This window comes from Algibacter ulvanivorans (genome assembly GCF_048381495.1).
Lineage (GTDB): Bacteria > Bacteroidota > Bacteroidia > Flavobacteriales > Flavobacteriaceae > Algibacter_B > Algibacter_B ulvanivorans.
The window spans coordinates 848796-868235 of record NZ_JBLWGD010000001.1 but is presented as its reverse complement, the minus strand read 5'-3'; the positions used below and the strand labels follow the sequence as shown (position 1 = coordinate 868235).

Here is a 19440-nt window from a genome sequence, read left to right as displayed (position 1 = left end):
CTTTGATGACCGCCCAACAAATTCTTGAAAAATTAGTATCATTTCCTGTTTTAGGTGGCGATAGTAATTTAGAAATTATTAATTGGATTAAAAATTACATAGAAAGCTTTGGTATTGCCACGACGTTAGTTCCTAATGAAACTCATACCAAAGCATCTTTACATTGTAGAATAGGGCCTGCAAATAATGGCGGTGTTATTCTTTCTGGCCATACCGATGTGGTTCCCGTAAACGAACAACCTTGGGCTACCAATCCGTTTAAATTGGTTGATAAAAACGACGGAAATTTATACGCAAGAGGTAGTTGCGACATGAAAGGTTTTCTGGCCTGTTGCCTATCGGTTTTGCCGCAAATGACAAAAACTACACTACAAAAACCCATTTATTTTGCTTTTACTTATGATGAAGAAATTGGTTGTTTAGCCGCCGAAGCTCTTATTAAGAATATAAAAAAAACATATTCTGAAACACCAAAATTTGCCATAATAGGAGAACCCTCAATGCTACAACCTATTATTGGGCAAAAAAGCATTCATATATTAGATATTACTATAAACGCTTCGCAAGGCCACAGCAGCCGTATAAAACAAGAAGTAAGTGCCATACACGAAGCAGCAAAAATAGTACTTTGGGCAGAAGAGAAAATGAACAACCTGATACAAACTAGTAAAGACAAACGCTTTACACCACCACACACCTCATTGCATGTTGGCACCTTAAATGGTGGTATTGCCGCCAACATCATTGCAAACAAAGCTACTCTATCTATAGACATTCGTTGTTTACCTCAAGATAACGCCAACCAACTACACCAAGATTTATTAAACTACTGTACAAACAGAGAAACACTACAACGCTCTATTTTTCCTAACTTTAAAATTGATGTGGTTGAAAACCACCCTATAGTTCCAGCCTTAAATACCAACGAAACATCTGAAGCCGTAAAACTAATAGGTAAAATAACAGGAAACTATAAATGGAGTACTGTTTCTTACGCATCAGAAGCTGGCCATTTTTCCAATGCGGGCTTCGAAAGTATTATTTGCGGACCAGGATCTATAAAACAAGCCCATAGAGCCAACGAATTTATTGCAAAAGACCAACTAAATAAAGGCGTAACCATGATTAAAAACCTAGTTAAGCATTTAGAAACCTTGTCTTGATACTTAGTATTTTTTGTTTTCAAAAAAATAAAAAGTTAACTTCACCAAAAATCTATAAAAAGAAAAGCATTAATAAATGCAACTAGAAACTCTTGTAAAAAATTTTCAGAATAAAGACGAAAAAGCGTTTGAAACCCTATACAATATGTATAGCGATAGCATGCATGGTGTTATTTACAATATTGTAAGAGACCATGATATTGCTGAAGAAGTTATGCAAGATGTTTTTATTAAAGCTTGGCATAAAGCAGATAGCTACTCCGCTAAAAAAGGTAGATTTTTTACTTGGATTTTAAATATTTCTAGAAACGCTGCTATTGATAAAACACGATCAAAAGCATTTAAAAATACGAAACAAAACCTCAACTCAGATTTCTTCGTAGATATTATTGAAGGCAATGAAAATTTAGACAATAAAACCGATGCCATTGGTATTAAAAAATTTGTTGGTAAACTTGCCGAAAAATGTAAAGAAGTTATTGAATTATTATACTTTAAAGGATATACGCAAAGTGAAGCATCTGAAACTCTTGATATGCCCATAGGCACAATAAAAACAAGAAATAGAAATTGTATTCAAGAACTTAGAAACATGGTATTAAATTAACATGGATATAAAGACATACATAGAATCTGGAATATTAGAGCTATACGTAGCAGGAACACTCTCTGAAAAAGAAAATGAAGAGGTTTACACGCTTATGCAAAAACATCCTGAAATTTTACAAGAAGTTTTAGAAATTGAAGCTGCCATAGTAAAACTAACAGCTTCTACATCGCAAAGAGACAACAATCATATATTACAACGCATTAAACATGTATTAGGCTTTAATAATAATGATACTAAAGTTGTTTCTATAGCTAAACCTAAATACAATTGGATAACTTATACGGGTTGGGCAGCATCAATTATATTAGCGGCTGGCTTGTTATGGACTACAAACCAAAACAACGAATTGCAATCTGAAATTCAAATTTCTAAAACACAACAAGATTTATTAGAAACACAAATAGCAAACTCTAAAAACAGTTTAGATGAAGCTAACGTTTTAATAAGTGTTTTACGTGATGATAATATTACTAAAGTACCATTGGCTGGTCAAGGCAATTTTACTAATACTTACGCCAAAGTGTATTGGGACAAAAACTCCGACCGTATTTTTTTAGATGCTCAAGGATTACCAACCCCACCAGAAGGCAAAGTATACCAAGTTTGGTCGTTAACATTAACACCTTTAACACCAACCAGTTTAGGAACTATTGATAGTTTTAGCACCGATACTAATAAAATATTCGAAATACAAAACCCAAATAAAAGTGAAGCTTTTGGTATTACTTTAGAGCCTGCTGGCGGAAGCCCAACACCAACAATGAATCAATTATACACTTTGGGTGTTGTTAGTGCTGGTTAATTTAGCTTTACTATCTACAATCAAAGATATATAGCCATTTCAGCTATGAGTAATTACGTTGCTTTTACAATCAATCTAGCTAATAGCAAGTACATTTTATACATAATGTTTAAAATTATGTAACCTTTATTCAGGACGGGTTATAATTAAACACAACGGTTTCGTATAACCGTCAGTTACGGATTAAAGTACGTAAATTTTTCGGTTTAGCACAGACGTTAGCAATTCCGAGTGGATTCTGACGTAGTCGAATCCGCCGTAATTGCGGTTATACATTGTTAGCTGTAGTCTTCTCAACTTTCCCACGTTATATAGTCTAAAGTTCCATCTTGGTTAATATTCAAAACTAAAAGCTGATTGCAAGGTTCTCCGTCAATGTCAATCGAATAGTCAAATGTTGCGAAATAAGAAGCTTGTGGATAAATTCCAACTCTTATTAAGTTCAGTTGTTCCATTAAAAGACTATTCCTCGATTTTTTTCGATTTTTCAAGTCAATAATTCCACTTAATTCACTTTCATCAAGTTCGTCAAGATAAAAATTCAGATAGTCTGATGTCATACTAACGTCTTGCTCAAAGTCCGATTTTATGTAATTCCAATTTTGGTTATCAAATTCAGGTATCTTTTTTACGAATTCTATAATTTGATTTAATTCAGCTTGATTTGTCGACTCGGTTTCAAAGTTTAAATCCAAGTTCAATTTCCGCTTTCCATAATTCAACGTCCAATCATAATAATCCTCCAATTTTTCAATGTCAATTTGTGTAAAATCAGGTTTTTCTAAAATTCGGATTTCTGCTTTCCTGTTTTCAGTCTCTTCTTTATTCTTTTTGAAAAAGTCAAATATTCCCATTTGCGATTTTTTGGTCAGATTATAGCCAACTAGTAATAACAGTAGATTTTTGTAAAGAATTAATTTAGCTTATAATAATGATGAACTTATGTAAAAATAAAATACTGCTTTACCAATTTTAAGCCATAAACAACACATTTAAATTATGCATTAAATAACTAATAGCTATTTACAGCGCACTAATAATATCGTACTTTGTAATAATTTGATATTTACCATTTTCTAGCTTAACAAGAACTGCATTATTTTCTTTATTAAATAATTTTGAAATATCTTCTATTGGCACATGCTTTTCTACTATCGGGAATGGTTTATGCATAACGTCTTTAATGGGCAAGTTGGATATGTCTTTGTTTTCAATATATTTTCTTAACAAATCGGCCTCATCAATAGCACCTACAAAACCTGTTGAATCTTCTACTGGAATTTGCGATATTTTATGTGCCTTCATGCGTTCTATGGCATGAGATACGAGCTCTTCTGTTTTTACTGTAACCAATCCTTTTTCTGAGTGGCTTGCAACCAAATCTGCTGCCGAAGTTATATTGTCTTCTATAAAACCACGTTCTCGCATCCACTCGTCATTAAACATTTTACCTACATAACGACTTCCATGATCGTGAAAAAGTACGACTACCACATCGTCTTTCGTAAAATGTTTTTTTAATTGTAACAATCCTTTTATTGCTGCTCCTGCCGAATTACCAAGAAACATGCCTTCTTCTTTGGCTAATTTTTGCGTGTAGATAGCAGCATCTTTATCGGTTACTTTTGTAAAACCATCAATAACACTAAAGTCTACATTTTTTGGTAATATATCTTCTCCTATACCTTCTGTTATGTATGGGTATATTTCGTTTTCATCAAAAATACCTGTTTCGTGATATTTTTTAAATACCGACCCGTAGGTGTCTATACCCCAAATTTTAACGTTTGGGTTTTGCTCTTTTAAATATTTACCTACACCAGAAATGGTTCCGCCTGTACCTACTCCAACTACAAAATGTGTTACTTTTCCTTGGGTTTGTTTCCATATTTCTGGGCCTGTACTTTCGTAATGTGCTAGAGCGTTACTAGGGTTATCGTATTGGTTTACATACCACGAATTTGGCGTTTCTTCGGCTAATCTTTTTGAGGTTGAATAATACGATTTTGGGTCTTCGGGCTCTACATTAGTTGGGCAAACTACAACTTTACTGCCTACAGCACGAAGAATATCCATTTTCTCTTTACTTTGCTTATCGCTTATTACACAAATCATTTTATAACCTTTTACAATGGCTGCCAAGGCTAAGCCCATTCCGGTATTTCCAGATGTTCCTTCTATAATGGTACCTCCGGGTTTTAGGTTTCCGTTGGCTTCGGCATCTTCTATCATTTTTAAAGCCATTCTGTCTTTTGTAGAATTTCCTGGGTTAAAGGTTTCATATTTTGAAAGCACTAAACACGGTAAATCTTGTGTTAGTTTATTAAGCTTAACCAATGGCGTATTGCCTATTGTTTCTAGTATGTTTTTTGCGTAATCCATAGTTTTTTATAATGTTTCAAAAGTACTAAAAAGCCCGTTGATAAATGTTAAAAGTTAGTTATTATGTGCGTTAGGGATTGAACGGTGTGTTTGAGCTCGCCGACCTTAGAAGGCAGCGAGTAGTGAAAGCCCGACCCTTGTGGTAACGCCCAAAAAAAATACTAATTAAAACGTATTGCCTTTACTGGCGCTATTTTTGTAATAATGTACGATGGCAATAGCAGCATAAGTAAACAGAGTATTAACGTGCCTATGTTTAATGCTAATATATACCCTAAACTTATATATACTGGGGCTTCTGTTACATAATAAACACTTGGGTTTAACTGGAAAAATTTAAAATATTTTTGTGCAAATAGGAGTGCTAAACCTAATACATTTCCCCAAAACAGGCCTAATAGAATAAGGTAAGAGGCGTTGTATAAAAATAGTTTTCTGATGCTCCAATTACTGCTTCCTAGTGTTTTTAAAACACCTACCATATTGGTACGTTCTAGAATTAAAACTAGTAATGCGGTTACCATATTAAACCCTGCTATTAATATCATAATACCTATAATGCCGTAGGTGTTTTTATCGAAAATTTTAATCCATTCGAATATGGAAGCATACCTGTCTGTTATGGTTTGCGAATCTAGTAACGATGATATATTTTGGTGTATTTGTGTGCCTTTTTCTTGTAGTTCGTTATAATTATTTATAAAAACCTCGAAATGGCCTATTTGATCTTTTTCCCAACGATTAATGCGTTGTAAATGACGAATATCGCCTATAAGGTATTGGGCATCTAAGTCTTGAAAGCCCGAGTTAAAAATTCCGGAAATGGTATATGTTATAATGTTGGGGAGTTTTTCGGGGTCGTTTTTAGCAAAAACCATCTGGAACTTATCGCCTACTTTAAATTTTAATCGGTTTGCTAGGTATTTAGAGATTAAAACATTTTCGTTTCTTTTTTTTGTGTAATCGGGTAATTGGCCTTCTACAAGAAAATTTTTAAAATAGCTCCAATTATAATCTGCGCCTACACCTTTTAAAAACAAGCCTTCAAAATCGGTTTCGGTACGAATAACTCCAAATTTTGATGCTACTCCTTGCACATGCTTTATACCTTTTACAGCTTTAAAATCTGGATAAAAATCTTGATGTATAGATATTGGGTGTACACTTTCTTGAGAGTTATTACTATCGTAATTTGTAATGGTTACATGCCCATTAAACGCTGCAACTTTATCGCGTATTTTTTGCTGCAAGCCTAAACTTATAGCTACTGTTACCATCATAACTATAATACCTATAGCAATTGCCGCAATACCAATTTTTATTATTGGTGCCGATATGCTACTTTTATACGCTTTACTACCAATAATGCGTTTAGCTATAAAAAACTCGTAATTCAAAAGATACTCTATGAGATTTAATATTTTCAAAAATACAGTTTTATTATTTGTTTTAGTCATGATTTCTTGTGCTTCTAAAGCAAAAAATACCATGAATAGCGAAAGTGAAATTGTAAAGCTTGTTAAAACCGACAGCATGGTTGTGGTTGGAGCTAACCAAACCCTTGCTTATTTACCCATTTTAAAAGGGAAACGTGTTGGCATTATTGCTAACCAAACGTCTGTTATTTTTAAGACTAATACTAGTTATACGCATTTGGTAGACTCGTTAATATCGCTAAACGTTAATGTTAAAAAAGTATTCTCGCCAGAGCATGGTTTTAGAGGTAAAGTTGATGCTGGCGAACTGGTTAAAGATGGTATAGACACTAAAACCAATTTACCAATTGTATCTCTTTATGGAAAAAACAAAAAACCATCTAAAGAGCAACTTACTGATTTAGATATTGTTATATTCGATATACAAGATGTAGGTGTTAGGTTTTACACCTATATTTCGACTCTACATTATATTATGGAAGCTTGTGCAGAACAAAATATACCTGTTTTAATATTTGATAGACCTAACCCAAATGGGCATTATATTGATGGACCTACTTTAGAAATTGAAAATAGAAGTTTTTTAGGTATGCATACTATTCCTTTAGTGCATGGTATGACTATTGGAGAATATGCAAAAATGATTAATGGCGAAAAATGGCTAAAAAATGGGGTAACGGCCAATATAAATATTATTACTATTAAGAATTACACCCATAATACGCCTTATAGTTTGGCTATAAGGCCGTCTCCCAATTTACCTAACGACCAATCTATAAAACTATACCCTAGTCTTGGTTTATTTGAAGGCACTAATGTAAATGCTGGGCGTGGAACAGAGTTTCAATTTCAAAGATTTGGCGCACCCTTTTTAAATAAAGAAGTGTATAAATTTAACTATACGCCTATAGCTAACTTTGGTGCTAAACACCCAAAACATAAAAATTCCATTTGTTATGGTAAAGATTTAAAAGATGACGTTTTAAATAATGGTATGACACTTAAATGGATTATTGAAGCCTACCAAAACGCAACTGACAAATCGTTGTTTTTTAACACCGATAATTTTACAAAACATGCAGGAACCCATAAACTACAACAACAAATTGAAGCTGGTTTAACCGAAAACGAGATTAAAGCCTCTTGGAAAACTGAATTAGAAAATTTTAAAAATACTAGAAAAAAATATTTATTATATCTGTGAAAACATTATTAACCTCGCTTATACTTTTTTTAACTTCTGTTGGGTTTAACCTTAATACCAACACAACAGATTATAAAATAAAAACCGCAAGAAAAAAAGCTAAAAAGTTTTTAAGACAACAAGGTATTCCTGGAATGTCTATTTCTGTTTCTAAAAAAGGACAACTTATTTGGTCTGAAGGTTTTGGTTATGCTAAAAGAAAACCAAGAACCAAAGTAGAACCCAATAAAACACTTTTTAGAATTGCAAGTATTTCAAAATCTATTACAGCTTTAACTCTTGCTAAACTTGTAGATAATAACACTATTAACTTAAATAATAGTATTTATAATTACCTACCAAATTACCCCAAGAACACTTACGATTTTAATATTAAAGAATTAGGCGGGCATCTAGCTGGCATAAGGCATTACAAAGGCAATGAGTTTACTTTAAACAAAAAAATGTCGATAACCGAAGGTTTAAATTTATTTAAAAACGACTCGCTGTTATTTAAACCATCAACTCAATTTTCTTATAACACCTTTGGCTATGTTTTACTTAGCGAAATAATGCAAAAAGCAGCCCAAACAGATTTTAATAATTTAGTTAAAAATACAGTTTTTAACCCTTTGGGTATGACTAACACAATGTTAGATGATTCTAAATTAAACAACCCAAATACAACTCATTTCTACAGAGCAAAACGTAAACTTTCTACGCCTGTAGCCAATGAGTATAAGGTAGCTGGCGGAGGCTTTTTATCAACCTCTGAAGACTTAATTAAATTTGGAGAAGAAATCATCTTGCCTAAAACAGTATCTAAAAAAGCATTGTCTAAAATACTAACTCCACAAAAATTAAAATCTGGAAAATCTACTGGTTATGGCATTGGTTTTTCTGTTAATTTTACCAAAAACAACACTTACAAGTATTACCACACAGGTGGTGGTGTTGGTGCCTCTACGGTACTATTAATTTACCCAAAAGAAGGTTTAGTTATAGCTGTTTTAACCAATAAATCTGGAGTAAAAATGGATGCATTTGCAGAAGCCTTAGAATCTGTATTTATTGAATAAAAAAAGTGCTCCATTACATTTCTGTAACCAAGCACTTCCAATCAAACAAAAACCCTCAAAATATCAAAACTTCAATAAGGTTTTCTAAAAACAAACCAAACATTTTATATATTCTTTATTTCAGCTTCCATAAGTGGTCCAAGCTCAAAAACACTTTCAAGTAATTCTTCTTTTAACTGTTTAGCTTGATTTGTTTTACCATTTGCTTTATATATTTGTGCTATACGAAACAACACATCTGGCTCTGAGGTTTTTCCAACCACATGCTTTTCTATAATTTTTAATGCTTCTTTTACATCGCCATGATTAAAATGAGTCCACGCTAACAAATCGTAAGACTGTGGTGTTGGTCTGTTTTCAATTTCAACATTTGCAAGCTTTAGTGCATTTGCTGTTTGTTTTTTATTTTCTGCATACAGTAAAGCATTGTATGCATTATACATAACACCATATTTAGCATTTTTAACAGCCTTAAAATATAATTCTAACTCTTTATCTTTTAAATCTAAATCGCCTTTAAACTCTGCTATTTCTGCTTTTAAAAGATGGTAGTCTGGGGCATTGTATGTTTTATTTATTTCATTTAAAATATAAAGGGCTTGATCTGGGTTTTTCTCGTAAGAATATACAATCCATGCAATGCCTTTTTTGGCATAAGCATTGTTTGGATCTAACTTTAAAGCTTTTAAATAATGATTATAAGAAGCTTTAATTTTTCCTGCATGACCATAATAGTCTGCTAAATTAGTATACACCCATTGTTTTGTTGCTGGTACGTTTGATGCTTCGGCAATATTTTTTGCTTGCTCCATATACTTTATGGCTGCTTCTAAATTACCTTTATGATCTGCCCATTTTGATAATCGGATTAAATAATCGAAATCTGATTTTCTTCTTATTTTTTCTAAATATTGTTTAGCTTCATTAAAATGTCCTAATTCTAAATGTACATCAAACAACATTTTTTGTGTTCCTTTTAAACCTTCGCCATTGGTTTCTGCTTTTTTTAAAAGTTTTAGTGCTTCTTTAAATCTATGCTGAGACACATAATTTCTAGCCAAAGCCCTTAAATAACCAGCGTTATTATATTGTGTAGCCTTATTAGATTTAATTAACAAAGTTTCGGCTTTAATTAAAGCTTTAATATTTCCTGTTTTGTTAAAAATTTGAGATTGAGATGCTGCAGCTTTAGCTAAATAAGGAAATTGTATTGGATCTTTTTCTAGCTTTTTTTCCCAGAATTTAAAATCCTCTTTAACAACTTGCAACATCTCGTTATCTACTTGTGCTATATATTTAGAATAATCTGCTGTATTTGTTATTTGCTTATCCTTTTTATTACAACTTACTATAAGCAATAAAGAAAAGATAAATACGATATGTGTGTGATGTTTCATGTGTGTAATGTTTTTATGTTTGTTTGATTTTAAAAACTTCTGAAATACGATTTACATCATATTTCAGAAGTCATATTTAACTTCTAATGAGGGGAAGCTAAATAAGGAAATGATATTAAAAAGTCTTTATCATTTGCACTCACATTATCATTAGACAATCCTGGGTTTTCAGAAAAATCTTCGCCACCAAAAATTAACAATAATTCTACGGTAATAACATCATCGGCTAAAGCTCTACCCGAAAGTGTGTTTGCAGGTTCACCATCATAAAAAGTGGTTTTGCCATCTAGAGATACGTTTAAAACATCGGTAGCTAAAAGCCCTGTAAATGCTGCTGCATCTTGCCCAAGTGCATTTAATCCGCCATCTGCATAAGCTGGACTTAAACCTAATAAATTAGCTTCAAATTTACTTTGAAATGCTGCGTTTTGGGCAGATGGTTCTGTTACATTAAATGCATCTTTATCTGCACTTGCATTAAATACGGTATTTACTGCAGGTCTACCCATTTGGTCTTCTTGCATGTATGTTCCTGAAAAGTCTGGGCCTAACATGGCAACATTATCGTTATCATCATTATCTGTACAGTTAAATGCCATTAGCGAAGCGGTTAACACCAAGGTTAATATTTTTATATTTTTCATAATTATATAGTTTAAATAAGGTTAATTTCAATTATTTTCTTTTAGACTCTACCCAAGTATTAATTTTACCCGAGCCACCAATCATAGCTTTTGGCACTTCTACAACAATAGACATAACGTTGGTGCCTGCAAAAGTATCGGTTGCCGATCCTTCTGGTAAAAAACCTGTTTCCTCTTCGCCATCGCCATCGTCATCACCTGGTGTTAAAATTTGAGTAAATCTTGTAAAGTCCATAAAAAATGGGTCGTCTCTAGGGCCTGCAAAAAAGGTCATGCCACCTACCGTTGCTATATTTGCAGCTTCGCCATAAGCAGTTATATCTACAACACCTCCAACTGTAGAACTGGTTTGAATGGTACTATTTAAACCTGTTTGAGATGGTGCAACTGGACCAAAGAAATACATTTTTCCATTTCTAGGAATGGCTTGAATTACCAAATCTTCAATATTATCTTGATTGGTATCTATATTAAACTCTACTAATACATTTTCGTTAAACGTAGCAGATCCAGTATTCATTGGGCTTAACAAGCCTTGTAAATTTGCTACAAAAACTAAATTATCTGTATCTTCACCTTGAAAGGCATAAAAGTCTGTAATATCACTATTACCGCCTTGTACTGCTGGTGCATCAATATGATCTGCAGCAATAATAAAGTAACTAGCTACCGCTATTACTCCAATTCCTAATGTTCTTTTTAAATTCTTCATGTTTTTGAGATTTTTGTTATTGTTAATTTCACTCTCTGCCATACCTACGAAAAAAAAGAAATAGCGGTTTTGTTAAAATTATGTTAAAGAAAAAAGAACTTGTTTATTCAGTTAAAAGTTTAATTTTACATTCTATTATGAAATTTAAGTTATGAACCCTTCATCTTCTGGTTGGATAAAAAAGCTACTTAAAGAGATTGCCAAAAATGATCGCTTTTTAAAATACAATGAAGATATTTTTTATGAATCTTTAAGGTCTTGCGGTTTTATTTATGGCAGCAATTTAGATGTTGTAAATCAAGTTGTTTTAAAAAAAGACTTGACAGAAGAAGAATTATGTAAAACAAATTTATGCTTAGCTCTTTTTTATACCCATAGTAATGCCAAATGCGAAGTACCTTTTATTGAAAGCGTTATTAACTTTTACAAAAGTATCGATTCTATTAAAACATCATTTCTTCAAGGTTTATTAGGCGGCAATAAATCTGAAGAGCAATTAGAAAAAATAATACATAAACGTATTCAAATTGATGCTAATGTACTTACCAAAAACTTTAATTACTTTATTATAAATGCACTTTTATTTGTAGATGTTTTAGCTTATAAAACTTTTATAGAAAACAAAAATATATTAGTTATAAAGTATTTAAAAAAAATTGAAGCATCAATTACATCAATTTCTCTAGACGTATTAAACGCTAAAGAAATAAAAAGTAAATACGATGATAGTTTAATTAAACTTTTCGAATCGTCCTTACGCTACCAAAACAACACACCTCTAGGCTATAATAAAGCGATTAAAAACGTACAAACTAAACTTGAAAAATATTATATACTAGACATTGCTTGCATGGCCACTTGGAGCGACCAAATGATTGATATTGAAGAACAACATTTTTTAGAAAAGCTTGGTAACGATTTAAATTTAAGTATTACAAAAACTCACAAATCTATAAAAGTTGTCAATAAATTTTATACCGTTAATAAAAACAACATAGCCCTTTTAAGCTCTAAAAACGTTGTACAGAGTTTTTACAATAACTCTAGTAAAATGGTTAATAAACTTATTAGCAGGAACAGCAAACGTTTATACCAAGAGTTAAAAGACAGTAAGGAGCTTATGGTTTTACTTACACAATCTACCGTTAGAGATTTAAATAAAGACGAACAGAAAAAAGTACAAGAACAACTTCTAGATATTTTTAAATCTATACCCAGTCTCGCTATTTTTTTACTTCCTGGCGGTGCATTATTATTACCCTTAGTTGTAAAATTTATTCCTAAATTACTACCTTCTGCATTTGATGAAAATAGAATTGATGAGTAAAAAACACTAATTTTTATTTTTTTTCTATTAGCTTTACAATTACACTAACTAAACCATTTACATGATATCTTACACTATTAAGCAAATTAATAACCTTTTAAAAGGTGAATTAATTGGCAACACTACGCAATGCATTGAAGGCCCAGAACAACTACAAAACGCTACACCAAACCACATTACTTTTATAGGAAGTAGCAAATATCTTAAATACTGGCCAGAGTCTAAGGCAAGCGCGGTATTAGTAAATGACAACTTAGACATAGAACCTGGTGAAAACCGAGCTATAATTAAAGTAAAAAATGCAGATTTGGCTATGGCAAAAGTTTTAGAGTTATTTAATCCGCCTGCTCCTGTTTTTGAAACCGATATTCATCCAACAGCAGTAATACACAAAACTGCTAAAATTGGTAGTGGCTGCAAAATTGGGGCCAATTGCTATATAGGTAAAAATGTTGAACTTGGAAATAATGTAACGCTATACCCAAATGTTTGTATTTTTGACGAAACTATAATAGGTAACAGTACCATAGCTTGGTCTGGCACCGTTATTAGAGAACGCTGTATTATTGGCAGCTACTGTATATTCCATACCAATGTTAGTATTGGAGCCGATGGGTTTGGTTACAGACCTAGCGACGATGGTAATGGGTTAACAAAAATACCTCAAATAGGAAATGTTATTATAGGGCATTATGTTGAAATTGGTGCAAACTCTTGTGTTGATAGAGCCAAATTTAGCAGTACCATAGTTGGTGATGGCTGCAAAATAGACAACCTAGTACAAATAGCACATAATAGCGTTATGGGGCGCTCTTGCATTATGGCAGGGCATAGTGGTCTTGCTGGCTCTGTAACTTTAGGTGATGGTGTTGTTATTGGTGGCTCTGCCTCTATAAAAGACCACACAACCATTCACTCTGGAGCTACTGTTGGCGCTGGTTCTGGAGTAGTTGGCGATGTTAAAGCCGGAGCTACAGTTTTAGGCTACCCAGCACAAGACTCTAGAGATATGCTTAAACAATGGGTAGTTATGAGAAGACTTGCTAAAAAATAGCATTACAACTCTTAATTTTATAAAACATAAAAAGGTATTTATTAAAGAAATAATATATTCGCATAAAACACATCCGAATGTCAATAACAAAAGCATCTGAATTAGAAGGAATGAAAAAAGTTAGTGAGGTTGTTGCAACTACACTAAAATTAATGAGAGCATATGCAAAAGTTGGTATGTCTACAAAAGAATTAGATGAATACGGTGGCGAAATTTTAAAAAGTTATGGTGCTAAATCTGCCCCGTATGAAACGTATGGTTTTCCTGGTTATACATGTATTAGTTTAAACAAAGTAGCTGCTCACGGCATTCCTTCAAAACAAACAATACTTAAAGAAGGAGATTTAATAAACATTGATGTTTCTGCAGAACTTGATGGGTTTTGGTCTGACAATGGAGGCTCTTTTGTACTTGGTAAAGACATTTACAACCATCAACCTCTTGTTGATGCTTCCAAAAACATTTTACGTAAAGCTATTTACAATATAAAAGGTGGTGTAAAAATATCTGATATTGGATATTTAATAGAAACAGAAGCAAAAAAATACGGCTATAAGGTTATTAAAAACTTAGCAGGTCATGGTGTTGGAAGAAGTTTACATGAAGCCCCAGAAAACATTTTAAATTACCGTGTTAAAACCAATAAAGAAAGGTTTAAAAAAAACACTACAGTAGCTATTGAAACTTTTATCGCTACAAAATCTACAGTTGCTTTAGAATTAAGCGATGGCTGGACTTTAGTAGGAAACAAAGGAGGTTATATTACCCAACACGAACAAACCATATTAATAACCGATAAATCTCCTATTATCTTAACCAAATCGAACAAAATATGGAATTAAAATTAGCTATTTAAACTCTGTATTAAATTTAATTATAGCCTATTATTCCAACCAGCCTTTAAAATCTTTTACACGTTCTCTAGCTACAATAACATCTTGTTCGTTATAAGAATTCAACTTTATTTGTAAACGCGAATTGGTATAACTTACCATATCCTTTATAGCATTAATGTTTACAAAAAACTTGCGATTAATACGGAAAAAAGTTTGAGGTTCTAACTCGTTTTCTAAATGCTCTAAGGTTGTATCTAAAAGATAGTTTCTACCTTCGGTTGTATGTAAGTATGTGCCCTTATTTTCGCTAAAAAAACACTCTATTTCGTCTATATTTATAAGTTTTAAATGTTGCCCTACTTTTACCGAAAATCGTTTTTTATACGCTCTATCTAATGGGTTTACTAACAGCTTTTTTATATCGTTAAAATCGAGTGTTACTGCCTGCTTTTGCGGCGCTCGTGCTTTATATTTTTCTACAGCAATAGCCAAATCGTCGTCGTCAATAGGTTTTAGTAAATAATCAATACTATTTAACTTAAAAGCCTTAAGCGCATACTCATCATAAGCTGTTGTGAATATAATGGCCGATTTTATTTCGATAGCTTCGAAAATCTCGAAAGACAAACCATCACTTAACTGAATATCAAGAAATATTAAATCGGGATGCTTGTTATCTTGGAACCATTGTATAGATTCTTCAACAGAATGCAACATGGTTTCGGCATTTAAATCTAAATTTTTAAGCATACGCTGTAAACGCCTTGCCGATGGTTTTTCGTCTTCAATAATAATTACTTCCATTGTTTTTTATCTTTATCCATGTATTCTTTAATTTTCCTTTCTTCCCAAGACTTGCTAAATACTAAGTTTTTACCAAAAACGCTTAACGCATGAAATCCTAAACCAATACCCCAAAAAATGGCCGTAGAAAGCGTTCCAAAATGCCATAAACTACCACCGTTTAAAACAATTATGCTAATTAAAAAAACATTAACTGCAATATACCAAAAGGCATGCCAATAAAAGGCTTTTAGCTCGTTTACTCGTTTTTTTGCTCGAGCATAAGCTTGTTCTTTTTCATGCTCTTTTGTATTATATAATTCTATTTTATTTGTTTCCATAATTTTAAAAGTTAATTCCATTTGTGTTCGTCTTTACGCATTAATTCTTCTATTTTACGCGCTTCCCATTGGCTACCTAGCTTACCTTTATGCATAAAAACCACAAAGCCATGAATTGCTAAGCCTATGCCCCATCCTATTACCGAAAACCAAAACCATTTATAATCCCAATAAGTTTTATAATTTATAAAAATTGTAAAAGGAGTAAACAAGCAATAAGCAAGTAAATGTTGATAAAACCCTTTTATTTTGGCTATACGCTTTCGTGCTCTTTCGTATTTTTTTTCGGTTTCTAAATCTGGTAATTTTTCCATAATCTTTGTTTTTAATCCCAGTTGTTTTTATCATCATTCATAAACTCTTCCATTTTGCGTTTTTCCCAACTTCTTCCTAAAGGGCCATCGTTTACAAATACCTTAAAAGCTTGTATAGTTAACCCAATACCCCAACCAAACATAGGAAACCAAAACCATTGAAAATCCCATGAGGTTTTATAATTAATTAAAATTAAAAAAGGAATAACTAAACAGTAAGATATTAAGCTATAATAAAAGCCTTTAAGCTCGTCTACATAATTTAGTGCTCGCACATAACTGTCGTCTAATTTTGATGTGGTTTGTTCTGTTCTCATGACTGATATTTTTTTAGTAAGCATAGGTATTGCTACAGCAAAACGGTTTGCTTCTTTGTTTATATTTACTTTTTTATTGGTTAATAAACCATAACGTTGTTTTATATTACTTAACCCAACGCCGCTACTCTTTTTTACTATTTGTTTGGGTTGCAAATTGTTTTCTACAACTAAGTTGCCTTGGTTTTCATAAATTTTAATAGTAAGAGGTTTACTAGAGGTTACCATATTATGCTTTACAGCATTTTCTAAAAGTAACTGTAATGATAATGGCACGACCTTGGCCTCTGGATTTATGGCTTGCTCAGGCATGGAAAAAACAATACTGTCTTCAAACCGCATTTTAAGTAAAGACATATATGTTTTTGCAAATTGCAACTCTTCATTTACAGTAACCAATTCTTTATTTTTTTGCTCTAAAACATATCTGTACACTTTAGATAGTGATGTTGTAAATTTCTGAGCGCTAACCGGATTTTCTTCTATTAAACTTGTTAAAACATTTAAACTATTAAAAAGAAAATGCGGATCTAATTGATTTTTTAAAGCATCAAACTTAGCACTTGCCGTACCAGCAATTACCTTTTGTTCTTTAATCCTATTTTGTTGATACCTATTATAAAAGTATACAAAATGGAAAATAACAACTATTACTAATGTAACCAATAAGCCAAATTGATAATGCTTAAATTTTTCATTTTCTATAAATTGACTAAATGTTCCGCCATAAACTATATAAGTTGAAGCTCTTAACACAAACAACCCAATTAAGGTTATAAGAGTTGCGCCTAGTATACCTATAACAATACGTTTAATACTGCTTTTCTTTTTCCATGGTCTGGTTTCCATATAATCGAAAAAAAACATATTGGAATACCCCAGCACAAAAGCATACAATTGATAAAAACCAAAATCGACTAAAAAATCGTTTACATTTTTAAAATCGAAACCTCCAGATAATAAATTGCCAATTACAAAAACTATGCAGCCTATTATAAAGGTTATAATAATATTTTTAGTCGATTTAGTCATAATAATTATAAGTTCTATTTAATTTTACTTTCCACAAGACTCAGCAAGCATTTTTGCTCGGTCTGCACCCCAATTAGGGTAAAAAGGTGTTTCTGGTTTAAAGTTAGCAAAAAGTTCTAAGGCGCGGTCAAGTTCTTTACAAAACGGCGTAGTATCTTGCCCAAAATATGTTGCTCCGCCAATATCCCATTCGGCTTTACAGTAAACAACTCTTGGATTTTCTGGATCTAACATGCCTGCCTTTGTATAAATTTCTACAACTTTACCAGACAATGTCATGCCATAAGTAGCACCATCAAAAGCCACCCAAGCCGTATGTAATAACGCTTGCAAAACCATTATCTCTGGGTTTTCTTTTGAAATGGCTGTAGCATCGTTTATTAAGTCTTGTGCTTTACTTAATTGAGCAGACAGCTTTTCTTCATCTTTCAACCCAAAACTATAAAGAATATTAATTTGCGCCGCATAATAAGGTGGCAGCCAATTATCGGGTTCTGCTTTTGCAATACGTTCAAATAAATTTGCAGCTTCTACAGGTTCATTTTTTGTCCATAAATCAAAAGCTTTTTGCATCCCTTTTTCATAATTAGTTTGAGCGGTTACCAAACTAGAAATTAATAATGTTGCAATTAAAATAAAATGTTTCATAAGTGTTTGTTTTTTATTGATGAAACAAATATCTAACAGTAATAAAGGTTTTTAAAAACCAATTTACCGAACTGTTATTTTTTGTTGCTGAAATGTTAAACCCTTATATTTTAAAGTATCAATTGTTTAAATTGAAACTTATTTTAAATAAATACTCATGAAAAACACTTTGCTCTTATTTGTTTTATTAATATCGTTTTTTAGTTATAGCCAAACCAGCAACCTGTCTATGATAGATTATGTTGAAGTTTTAAACAACAACAAAACTGAAGCCTTATTTTATTACCAAAACAATTGGGAACAATTACGCATTAAGGCCATAAAACAAGGATATATAGAAAGTTATAACCTTTTAGAAACTAAATCTACCCCAAAAACACCTTATAGCTTTATATTAATAACAACTTACAAAAACAAAGCTTTATATAATGCCAGCGAAAATAATTTTGAAAAACTTATTAAACAAAGTGGTGGCATAAAGTTAATGAACCATAAAAAACCAAAAGATTTTAGGAAAGTAATTTTACACAACGATGCGGTAAAACATTGGAATTAAACAAAAAGGCAGCCTAAAAAAAATTTAGACTACCTTTTCCCCACACATAATTTTAATTTTACTAATTAGCCTTCTTGATATTTGAAAAAAATAGGCACAGCGTAAGCTACTTTTACAGGTTTCCCGCGTTGTAAGCCTGGTTTCATTTTAGGCAAAATACGAATAATACGTTCGGCTTCGTTTTGCAAAATTTTATCTGGACCTCTAGATCTTATTCCTGTAATATGCCCTGTTTTATCTATAATAAATACTACTGATACTCGTCCTTGAATTCTTAAATCTAAGGCTGTTTGGGGGTAATTAAAATTAGCAGCAACATGTTCTTGCATTTTTTTCTGAAAACAATCTTTAGTTGCTTGTTTTGAAAGCCCCTCGCAACCCGGAAATACAGGCACATCTTCAATTACAGCAAAAGCGACTTGAACATCCTCCTCGATCTCTTCAACCTCTACCTCTGTAACATCAATAATGCGCTCTTCAACGGCATCATCCTGCCCTATTTCGGTACTTTCAATAACGGTTTCTTCAACCTCTTCTACATCATCTACTATTTGTATAGACTCCTGAACCACGGCAGCTGGTGGTGGCGGTGGCGGCGGTGTATTTGTGTTTACTATTGGAATTTCTTCTTCAAACTCACTCTCCATTTCAACAAAATCAATGGTTATATCGTTTTTTTCGTAAGTTCTGTATTCTAAAGCTTGCCAAGATAAAAACAGCATTATATTTAGCCCAATAGCAAAATAAATGCTGCTATTTCGTCCTATTTCTAGGTTTGGATTTTTTTTTGCTTCCATGACATTTAGTTTTAATTGATTGAATTA

General features: G+C 32.3%; 21 protein-coding genes. 9 read left to right on the top strand and 12 right to left on the bottom strand.

Features of this window, described 5'->3' with window-relative positions:
• The first annotated feature begins 5 nt into the window (after positions 1 to 5).
• From argE to ACNG5D_RS04055, 3 genes are all read left to right on the top strand, one after another.
• Positions 6 to 1163: an acetylornithine deacetylase gene (gene argE, locus ACNG5D_RS04065; RefSeq protein WP_418182210.1), complete on the top strand. Its 1158-nt coding sequence runs from the start codon at positions 6 to 8 to the stop codon at positions 1161 to 1163.
• 76 nt (positions 1164 to 1239) lie between these two features.
• On the top strand, positions 1240 to 1770 hold the full coding sequence (locus ACNG5D_RS04060) for an RNA polymerase sigma factor (protein ID WP_418182209.1): 531 nt from the start codon (positions 1240 to 1242) through the stop codon (positions 1768 to 1770).
• 1 nt (position 1771) lies between these two features.
• Positions 1772 to 2575 carry an anti-sigma factor gene (locus ACNG5D_RS04055; protein ID WP_418182208.1) on the top strand — a complete coding sequence of 268 codons (804 nt, stop codon included), beginning with the start codon at positions 1772 to 1774 and terminating at the stop codon, positions 2573 to 2575.
• A gap of 293 nt (positions 2576 to 2868) precedes the next feature.
• On the opposite strand, the gene ACNG5D_RS04050 is transcribed toward ACNG5D_RS04055, so the two are convergent.
• From ACNG5D_RS04050 to ACNG5D_RS04040, 3 genes are all read right to left on the bottom strand, one after another.
• Complete coding sequence (locus ACNG5D_RS04050) at positions 2869 to 3429, bottom strand: DUF2004 domain-containing protein (RefSeq protein ID WP_418182207.1); 561 nt, start codon at positions 3427 to 3429, stop codon at positions 2869 to 2871.
• 169 nt (positions 3430 to 3598) lie between these two features.
• Positions 3599 to 4957 (bottom strand): pyridoxal-phosphate dependent enzyme, encoded by a 1359-nt coding sequence (locus tag ACNG5D_RS04045; protein WP_418182206.1) that lies wholly within the window; start codon positions 4955 to 4957, stop codon positions 3599 to 3601.
• A 161-nt stretch (positions 4958 to 5118) separates the two neighbouring features.
• Positions 5119 to 6354 (bottom strand): ABC transporter permease, encoded by a 1236-nt coding sequence (locus ACNG5D_RS04040; protein WP_418182491.1) that lies wholly within the window; start codon positions 6352 to 6354, stop codon positions 5119 to 5121.
• A gap of 10 nt (positions 6355 to 6364) precedes the next feature.
• Here ACNG5D_RS04040 and ACNG5D_RS04035 point away from each other — a divergent pair, with 10 nt between their 5' ends.
• A complete protein-coding gene (locus tag ACNG5D_RS04035) occupies positions 6365 to 7597 on the top strand; it encodes an exo-beta-N-acetylmuramidase NamZ family protein (RefSeq protein WP_418182205.1) in 1233 nt (410 codons plus the stop codon).
• The gene (locus tag ACNG5D_RS04030) at positions 7594 to 8655 is read left to right on the top strand and encodes a serine hydrolase domain-containing protein (protein WP_418182204.1); all 1062 of its coding nucleotides are present in this window, start codon (positions 7594 to 7596) and stop codon (positions 8653 to 8655) included. The genes ACNG5D_RS04035 and ACNG5D_RS04030 overlap by 4 nt, the downstream gene beginning before the upstream one ends.
• A gap of 104 nt (positions 8656 to 8759) precedes the next feature.
• Here the strand turns inward: ACNG5D_RS04030 and ACNG5D_RS04025 are convergent, their stop codons facing one another.
• The 3 genes from ACNG5D_RS04025 to ACNG5D_RS04015 form a co-directional block, all read right to left on the bottom strand.
• Positions 8760 to 10052 (bottom strand): tetratricopeptide repeat protein, encoded by a 1293-nt coding sequence (locus ACNG5D_RS04025; protein ID WP_418182203.1) that lies wholly within the window; start codon positions 10050 to 10052, stop codon positions 8760 to 8762.
• An 83-nt stretch (positions 10053 to 10135) separates the two neighbouring features.
• On the bottom strand, positions 10136 to 10696 hold the full coding sequence (locus ACNG5D_RS04020; RefSeq protein WP_418182202.1) for a DUF4331 family protein: 561 nt from the start codon (positions 10694 to 10696) through the stop codon (positions 10136 to 10138).
• Between the two features lie 31 nt (positions 10697 to 10727).
• Positions 10728 to 11408 carry a DUF4331 family protein gene (locus ACNG5D_RS04015; RefSeq protein ID WP_418182201.1) on the bottom strand — a complete coding sequence of 227 codons (681 nt, stop codon included), beginning with the start codon at positions 11406 to 11408 and terminating at the stop codon, positions 10728 to 10730.
• A gap of 151 nt (positions 11409 to 11559) precedes the next feature.
• Here ACNG5D_RS04015 and ACNG5D_RS04010 point away from each other — a divergent pair, with 151 nt between their 5' ends.
• From ACNG5D_RS04010 to map, 3 genes are all read left to right on the top strand, one after another.
• Complete coding sequence (locus ACNG5D_RS04010) at positions 11560 to 12735, top strand: LETM1-related biofilm-associated protein (protein WP_418182200.1); 1176 nt, start codon at positions 11560 to 11562, stop codon at positions 12733 to 12735.
• A gap of 61 nt (positions 12736 to 12796) precedes the next feature.
• On the top strand, positions 12797 to 13789 hold the full coding sequence (gene lpxD / locus ACNG5D_RS04005) for a UDP-3-O-(3-hydroxymyristoyl)glucosamine N-acyltransferase (protein WP_418182199.1): 993 nt from the start codon (positions 12797 to 12799) through the stop codon (positions 13787 to 13789).
• Positions 13790 to 13866: 77 nt separating this feature from the next.
• The gene (map, locus tag ACNG5D_RS04000; protein WP_418182198.1) at positions 13867 to 14631 is read left to right on the top strand and encodes a type I methionyl aminopeptidase; all 765 of its coding nucleotides are present in this window, start codon (positions 13867 to 13869) and stop codon (positions 14629 to 14631) included.
• 42 nt (positions 14632 to 14673) lie between these two features.
• On the opposite strand, the gene ACNG5D_RS03995 is transcribed toward map, so the two are convergent.
• Genes ACNG5D_RS03995 through ACNG5D_RS03975 form a run of 5 tightly spaced genes read right to left on the bottom strand, consistent with a single transcriptional unit; the run spans position 14674 to position 18060 of the window.
• A complete protein-coding gene (locus ACNG5D_RS03995) occupies positions 14674 to 15429 on the bottom strand; it encodes a LytR/AlgR family response regulator transcription factor (RefSeq protein ID WP_418182197.1) in 756 nt (251 codons plus the stop codon).
• On the bottom strand, positions 15420 to 15749 hold the full coding sequence (locus tag ACNG5D_RS03990) for a 2TM domain-containing protein (protein WP_418182196.1): 330 nt from the start codon (positions 15747 to 15749) through the stop codon (positions 15420 to 15422). The genes ACNG5D_RS03995 and ACNG5D_RS03990 overlap by 10 nt, the downstream gene beginning before the upstream one ends.
• Before the next feature lie 11 nt (positions 15750 to 15760).
• Positions 15761 to 16063, bottom strand: coding sequence for a 2TM domain-containing protein (locus ACNG5D_RS03985; protein ID WP_418182195.1), 303 nt, complete (start codon positions 16061 to 16063; stop codon positions 15761 to 15763).
• Positions 16064 to 16074: 11 nt separating this feature from the next.
• Entirely contained in the window at positions 16075 to 17412 is a 1338-nt protein-coding gene (locus tag ACNG5D_RS03980; RefSeq protein ID WP_418182194.1) for a histidine kinase, read from the bottom strand.
• A gap of 24 nt (positions 17413 to 17436) precedes the next feature.
• The gene (locus tag ACNG5D_RS03975; RefSeq protein WP_418182193.1) at positions 17437 to 18060 is read right to left on the bottom strand and encodes a hypothetical protein; all 624 of its coding nucleotides are present in this window, start codon (positions 18058 to 18060) and stop codon (positions 17437 to 17439) included.
• A 157-nt stretch (positions 18061 to 18217) separates the two neighbouring features.
• Between ACNG5D_RS03975 and ACNG5D_RS03970 the strand changes: the two genes are divergently transcribed.
• Positions 18218 to 18616, top strand: a complete 399-nt coding sequence (locus ACNG5D_RS03970; protein WP_418182192.1) for a hypothetical protein — start codon at positions 18218 to 18220, stop codon at positions 18614 to 18616.
• Positions 18617 to 18681: 65 nt separating this feature from the next.
• Here ACNG5D_RS03970 and ACNG5D_RS03965 read toward each other — a convergent pair whose 3' ends face one another.
• Complete coding sequence (locus ACNG5D_RS03965; RefSeq protein WP_418182191.1) at positions 18682 to 19413, bottom strand: energy transducer TonB; 732 nt, start codon at positions 19411 to 19413, stop codon at positions 18682 to 18684.
• Positions 19414 to 19440: the final 27 nt, after the last annotated feature.

What these genes read in the sequence shown, in the direction of transcription:
- ACNG5D_RS03965 (WP_418182191.1), bottom strand. Translation starts at nt 19,413, where the DNA reads ATGGAAGCAAAAAAAAATCCAAACCTAGAAATAGGACGAAATAGCAGC.
- ACNG5D_RS04020 (WP_418182202.1), bottom strand. Translation starts at nt 10,696, where the DNA reads ATGAAAAATATAAAAATATTAACCTTGGTGTTAACCGCTTCGCTAATG.
- ACNG5D_RS03975 (WP_418182193.1), bottom strand. Translation starts at nt 18,060, where the DNA reads ATGAAACATTTTATTTTAATTGCAACATTATTAATTTCTAGTTTGGTA.
- ACNG5D_RS03990 (WP_418182196.1), bottom strand. Translation starts at nt 15,749, where the DNA reads ATGGAAACAAATAAAATAGAATTATATAATACAAAAGAGCATGAAAAA.
- ACNG5D_RS03970 (WP_418182192.1), top strand. Translation starts at nt 18,218, where the DNA reads ATGAAAAACACTTTGCTCTTATTTGTTTTATTAATATCGTTTTTTAGT.
- ACNG5D_RS04035 (WP_418182205.1), top strand. Translation starts at nt 6,365, where the DNA reads ATGAGATTTAATATTTTCAAAAATACAGTTTTATTATTTGTTTTAGTC.
- map (WP_418182198.1), top strand. Translation starts at nt 13,867, where the DNA reads ATGTCAATAACAAAAGCATCTGAATTAGAAGGAATGAAAAAAGTTAGT.
- ACNG5D_RS04045 (WP_418182206.1), bottom strand. Translation starts at nt 4,957, where the DNA reads ATGGATTACGCAAAAAACATACTAGAAACAATAGGCAATACGCCATTG.
- lpxD (WP_418182199.1), top strand. Translation starts at nt 12,797, where the DNA reads ATGATATCTTACACTATTAAGCAAATTAATAACCTTTTAAAAGGTGAA.
- ACNG5D_RS04010 (WP_418182200.1), top strand. Translation starts at nt 11,560, where the DNA reads ATGAACCCTTCATCTTCTGGTTGGATAAAAAAGCTACTTAAAGAGATT.
- ACNG5D_RS04025 (WP_418182203.1), bottom strand. Translation starts at nt 10,052, where the DNA reads ATGAAACATCACACACATATCGTATTTATCTTTTCTTTATTGCTTATA.
- argE (WP_418182210.1), top strand. Translation starts at nt 6, where the DNA reads ATGACCGCCCAACAAATTCTTGAAAAATTAGTATCATTTCCTGTTTTA.
- ACNG5D_RS04050 (WP_418182207.1), bottom strand. Translation starts at nt 3,429, where the DNA reads ATGGGAATATTTGACTTTTTCAAAAAGAATAAAGAAGAGACTGAAAAC.
- ACNG5D_RS03995 (WP_418182197.1), bottom strand. Translation starts at nt 15,429, where the DNA reads ATGGAAGTAATTATTATTGAAGACGAAAAACCATCGGCAAGGCGTTTA.
- ACNG5D_RS03985 (WP_418182195.1), bottom strand. Translation starts at nt 16,063, where the DNA reads ATGGAAAAATTACCAGATTTAGAAACCGAAAAAAAATACGAAAGAGCA.
- ACNG5D_RS03980 (WP_418182194.1), bottom strand. Translation starts at nt 17,412, where the DNA reads ATGACTAAATCGACTAAAAATATTATTATAACCTTTATAATAGGCTGC.
- ACNG5D_RS04015 (WP_418182201.1), bottom strand. Translation starts at nt 11,408, where the DNA reads ATGAAGAATTTAAAAAGAACATTAGGAATTGGAGTAATAGCGGTAGCT.
- ACNG5D_RS04060 (WP_418182209.1), top strand. Translation starts at nt 1,240, where the DNA reads ATGCAACTAGAAACTCTTGTAAAAAATTTTCAGAATAAAGACGAAAAA.
- ACNG5D_RS04055 (WP_418182208.1), top strand. Translation starts at nt 1,772, where the DNA reads ATGGATATAAAGACATACATAGAATCTGGAATATTAGAGCTATACGTA.